The organism is Sphingobacterium shayense (assembly GCF_013179575.1).
Classification (GTDB): Bacteria; Bacteroidota; Bacteroidia; order Sphingobacteriales; family Sphingobacteriaceae; genus Sphingobacterium; species Sphingobacterium shayense.
On the sequence record NZ_JABMCQ010000231.1, the window covers coordinates 1 to 4,702 of the forward strand.

The 4,702-nt window shown below is 39.5% G+C and carries 3 protein-coding genes and 1 pseudogene; 1 reads left to right on the top strand and 3 read right to left on the bottom strand.

The window, feature by feature from the left end:
• Positions 1 to 839: pseudogene (locus tag HP439_RS17780) on the top strand (hypothetical protein); the annotation flags it as partial.
• A gap of 493 nt (positions 840 to 1,332) precedes the next feature.
• Here HP439_RS17780 and porM read toward each other — a convergent pair.
• The 3 genes from porM to HP439_RS17795 all read right to left on the bottom strand — a co-directional run bounded on the left by porM (position 1,333) and on the right by HP439_RS17795 (position 4,577).
• Positions 1,333 to 2,865: a type IX secretion system motor protein PorM/GldM gene (gene porM, locus HP439_RS17785; RefSeq protein WP_172391678.1), complete on the bottom strand. Its 1,533-nt coding sequence runs from the start codon at positions 2,863 to 2,865 to the stop codon at positions 1,333 to 1,335.
• 30 nt (positions 2,866 to 2,895) lie between these two features.
• Positions 2,896 to 3,708: a type IX secretion system motor protein PorL/GldL gene (porL, locus tag HP439_RS17790; RefSeq protein WP_172391679.1), complete on the bottom strand. Its 813-nt coding sequence runs from the start codon at positions 3,706 to 3,708 to the stop codon at positions 2,896 to 2,898.
• 296 nt (positions 3,709 to 4,004) lie between these two features.
• A complete protein-coding gene (locus HP439_RS17795; RefSeq protein ID WP_172391680.1) occupies positions 4,005 to 4,577 on the bottom strand; it encodes a DNA-3-methyladenine glycosylase I in 573 nt (190 codons plus the stop codon).
• Positions 4,578 to 4,702: the final 125 nt, after the last annotated feature.

Consider the following 4,702-nt stretch of genomic DNA (forward strand, 5'->3'; position numbering starts at 1 on the left):
TAATCATGAAAGCCATCGGCGAAGGTAAGCTGACTCCTTACAATCCAGAAGATGACTCGTTTAAAGACAAGTTTTCTGCCAGTGAGGGAATGGCTAGGTTCGCTGACTCCGTTTTAATTCCGATATTTGACGACGAGGGTAATCAGATTGATTCGCGTATGGCGTTAAATGAATTCAACCCGGAAAAGGTTACCAAATTTAGAATTAAAGAAGATATATTTTTTGATAAGCAGCGTGGCCGGTTAGAGACCCGTATAATAGGTGTTGCTCCTCTAATGAATATCACTACCTCTGCAGAGCTCGCGCAGTCAGTGGGTTCTACTCCAGCGTTTTGGCTATATTTCCCACAATTACGCTATGCATTAGTAAAGGTAGATATTTCCGATCCAGATCGTGGTTTATACGATATGACGATGGATGATTTGTTCGTACAACGCAAATTTGCAAGTAAGATAGTTCGAGAGTCCTCACCGGGTATGTTGCAACAAGCACAGTATGCCGGCGGAGATAGTCTCCAAACAGATAACGCGGGCTCACTTGAGGATAAGCTTGATGCCTATAAAAAGAAGCTTTGGAAAACACCTAAAGGCGTAGACGTAAAGAATCTAGAAGGTTATGAACGAGACTTGAAGCTTCAAGAAGAAGAAAAGCAACGTCGCGAGCAACTGGAGCAACAACACCAAGAAAGCCAATCTCGTCAAGAACAACAATCTGAGCAACAGTTTGAAGAACTTCTTCAACAAACTGAACCTGTCGAAGAAGGTACAGAAAATGTCGTTCCTGAAGGAGGCACTACTGAAGAAAGCACTGGCGGCGTGACCGAAGAATTTCAGCCTTAATATATTCTGATTAATTTCGCTATAAAAGAGTAATTGATATGCCCCCGAGAGCTTTTTTTGGGGGCTTTTTTAATGGTAAGAGCTAAATTTAGTCCTTTCGCATTCGTCCCCATTGGTTCACCCCGCATGCCTTATTTAAACAAGCTATCCAATGTTTGAAACCGAATACTTCTAACGATATAGTTGTCTGTTATCATTACCCTCGCATATTACGTTCATCACAGTAATGTGCTTCGAGTTAAATGAGTAATTGACTTTTTCCTCTTAAAAATATATAGCGAAGGATAATTAAGGTAAAAGTAGGAGAGGGGGCTATGCTGTGTAAAGTACAAGAGGCCACCGAGAATCTATATGGAGTAAGTCAGCCCCGTTAGCACGGAATCGGAAAGGTGGGAGATTAAAGTTTCGGAACTTCTTTGTGAATGAGAAACCAAAAGGGGGCTACAATTAAGTTGCCCCCCTTTTATCCTGTATTGACCAAGGATTTTAATAGTTAGTTTGCTGATAATGCTACAGCATTTAGTTGTCTGGGCGTGCCGTCGGGTCCTACAGCGATAATATTATCAAATATCACGCGCGTTCCAGGCGTTATTCCGCTCAGCGCCTTTTTCATTGACGAACTTAAGTTGTTTCCAGAAGTAGATAACACAATGGCGTCAGCTCTTGGTTTTGCGATGATCATCGAAAATTTGGTGACTCTAAAGGTCGCATCGAAGTCAAAATTATCTAATTTCGCAAAAATTGCATTTTGTGCTTTAAGTGCTACTGTTGCCATTGAACCGCCTGTCTTTCCTGCAAACTGCGCGATAGGGTCTGGAATCCTCTTGACACGAAATTCAGTCGTGCTTAGAGTTTGAGTCTTACCAGGTGCTACTTCGGCAGAAACCGAAATTCTTGCTGTCCCAGGTGAACTTACTTTGACGTTATATTTACCGTTTGATCCACTGATGCTTCCACCCGACATGCTGACCTTAATATTACTTGTTGGTGTTCCTGGAGCAGAAACCGATACAGGGTTGTTCACGCCGATATATAGTACATTCATCTTATCGGGTGAGACAACCGCGGATGGTCTCGCTACTTGATAAGTTTGCTGTGGCGTCCGGTACTCTTTTATCGTACCATCGGTTTGTTTAACGTTGATAATACCGGTCCAAGTAAACAAACCTTCTTTGTTAGTAGGTACGTTATATACGCCTTTGCCATCAACCACATTTAGATTAGATCCATTTACGCTAATCGCGGTTTCTGATTTAGAGTCGTAAGCTGTTAAAAATACTTCTGCCGTGTAGGGTTGCCCTTGTACTAGATAAGATGTTGGAGCGACGGCGACTGCCGCAAACTTGTCTAAGTTCACAACAGCTTGATCCATTTTTCCTAAAATCAGCTTTACCATATCTGATTCAGCATTCTGTGCATCAGTCTGTATCTTCGTGAGGATCGTCATGGCTGCGGTCAGTGGCGTGCCACCGCCGAAATTAATTTCTTCCCACCGACGTTTGCCGTTTACCGGTTTTGCTGGGTCATTGGCCTCGAGCGAAAACGCGACGGATTTTTGTTCCTCTGGAGTTAATAATGCGAGAAGCTTGGCGCGTGTTTCGTTAATTTTTTTCTTTAATTCATCGCCTTTTTTCCCATTGATCATCACATTTTGAACAATGTCCTCGTTCTCCCGTCTAGCTAGGTCACCAGTTTTTTCGTCATAACCACCGCCTTGTTTCACAAACTCTTCCTTAATAGAACCAATATATTGATCGAGTTCTTGAACTATTTTTTGTGCATTTTTTGCTTTATCATAAATCGGTTTTGCCCGATCGGGTTCGTCTTTTAATTTTGTGCTTTCAAATGCAGTAAATAATTGCTGAACGGAATTATTTACATTGGATTTAGATGTTTCTAAACTGTTGTTAATATTTTTGAAGGCATCCAAAATTGAATCGGGTACATTTAATGCGAGCATCGCAAGCAAAACGAGATACAATATACCGATCATTCGTTGCCTTGGTGTCTCTCTTCCTAATGCCATAGTTTTTCTTTAAATTTTGTATTGGATGAATTACACTCTAGGCTGGTTCATTGCACTCAACATGTTGCCGTAAACGGCATTTAATGCGTTAAGGTTCTTTGCCAATTTATTTACCTCGTCTTTGAAAGCTTTGGAATCGTCGAGCGATTCATTGAAGTTCTTCATTGTAAAGCTTAAATTTTCATAAAAATGATTCATTGATTGTAAGTGAGATGCTGATTCTCGAAGCTCTCTTTCGTACATCGTATTTAACTGGCCTAAATTATTAGTTAATTGTTGTACTTGTTGATGGTATCCTGTTGTGTCTGTATTCGTCTTAGACATCTCCACGAGGTTTGCAGATGCTTTTTCGAAAGCTAGACTTAAATTGTCAAATTTTGACGAAGCCGAGCGCAATCTTTGGGTAAAATCTTCTGTTGCCAAGGAAATGTCGCTGATTTTGTTTATCGCTGAGACTTTTTCGCCAAAATCTTTAAGCCCACGTCCTAAATTTTCGATAGCTGTATTGTCAATATTCGCATCGGCGAACATTTTGTCTAGTGCTGCAGTCGTCGAAGGCCCGTTGTTTGTGTGTGCTAGCTGCATAGAACGGGTTGGTAACTCTCCTTGAAAATTTTCGTCTAATTCAGGATAGACTCTAGCCCAATTTGGTTCTTGTGGAGGAGGGGTGAAACCCATCAGGAAGAATAGTATTGCTTCTACGATTAAACCAAGACCGATCATGTAGTTTGCTGTAGATCCTCCAATATGTAGTATCTTAAAAAGCACACCAATAATTACAATACTTGCTCCCCACGAAATGGCAACATGAAGCCATCTTGAATTGTCTCTCTTTTTGCTCATAATCTCAATTTTGATTGACCCTGAAAAGGGTTTTTTAAAATAGTTTTTAGTTGAATTACACTGTTTTTTATTAATGTGTACATCCAATACAAAAATCGCTCCGAATTATTATAAGGTGTCTGGTAAAATTGTGTAAAATAAGCTAAGAAGTGAAAAAACCAAAATAAATTGATGCGATCTATTCGTTAATGTTACGCATAGATTATCACGCTGCTGATCGTATATCTTTCTGTTTCAGATTGTATAAAACAAGCAGCCTATTCTATTCATAAAAAAATGACGTGTATTGAAATTCGTTAGACCGCTTTAAAACTACAAAAATCGAAGTGATCGTTCACCATACCCACCGCTTGCATGTAAGCGTAACATATTGTTGTTCCGAAAAACTTAACTCCACGTTTTTTTAGGTCTTTGGAAATTGCGTCTGATTCACTACTGCTTGTTTTTGCGTCGTTTAACGTTTTCAAACTATTAACAATTGGGCTGTTATTTGGTAAGAAGGAGTATAAGTAGTTGTAAAAGGAACCAAATTCTTTTTGAATTTTCATGAATATTTCCGCGTTGCTCACTGCCGAAGTAATTTTCCCCCTATGTCTAATAATATTTGGATTTTGAACAAGTTCTTCAATTTTTTTATTGTCGTAGGAGGCAACTTGTTCATAATCGAAATTAGCGAAAGCCGCCTTATAACCGTCTCTTCGTTTTAAGATTGTAATCCAACTTAATCCCGCTTGTGCAGACTCTAGGAGTAGAAACTCAAACAATTTATAATCATCGGTGACTTGTTTTCCCCATTCATTGTCATGATAATTCTTGTATAGCTCGTCGTTTCCACACCAAGGGCAGCGTACAATTTCGATGTCGGACATATTTTCGTTTTTTAGCTTGATAATATTATTCTAACTTTACGCCAAAGTAATCATTTTATTTGGATGTATTTGTGGATACGAATCTTTTTAGTAGGCCTCTTTTGTTGCGCTCTTAATGTTGCAAA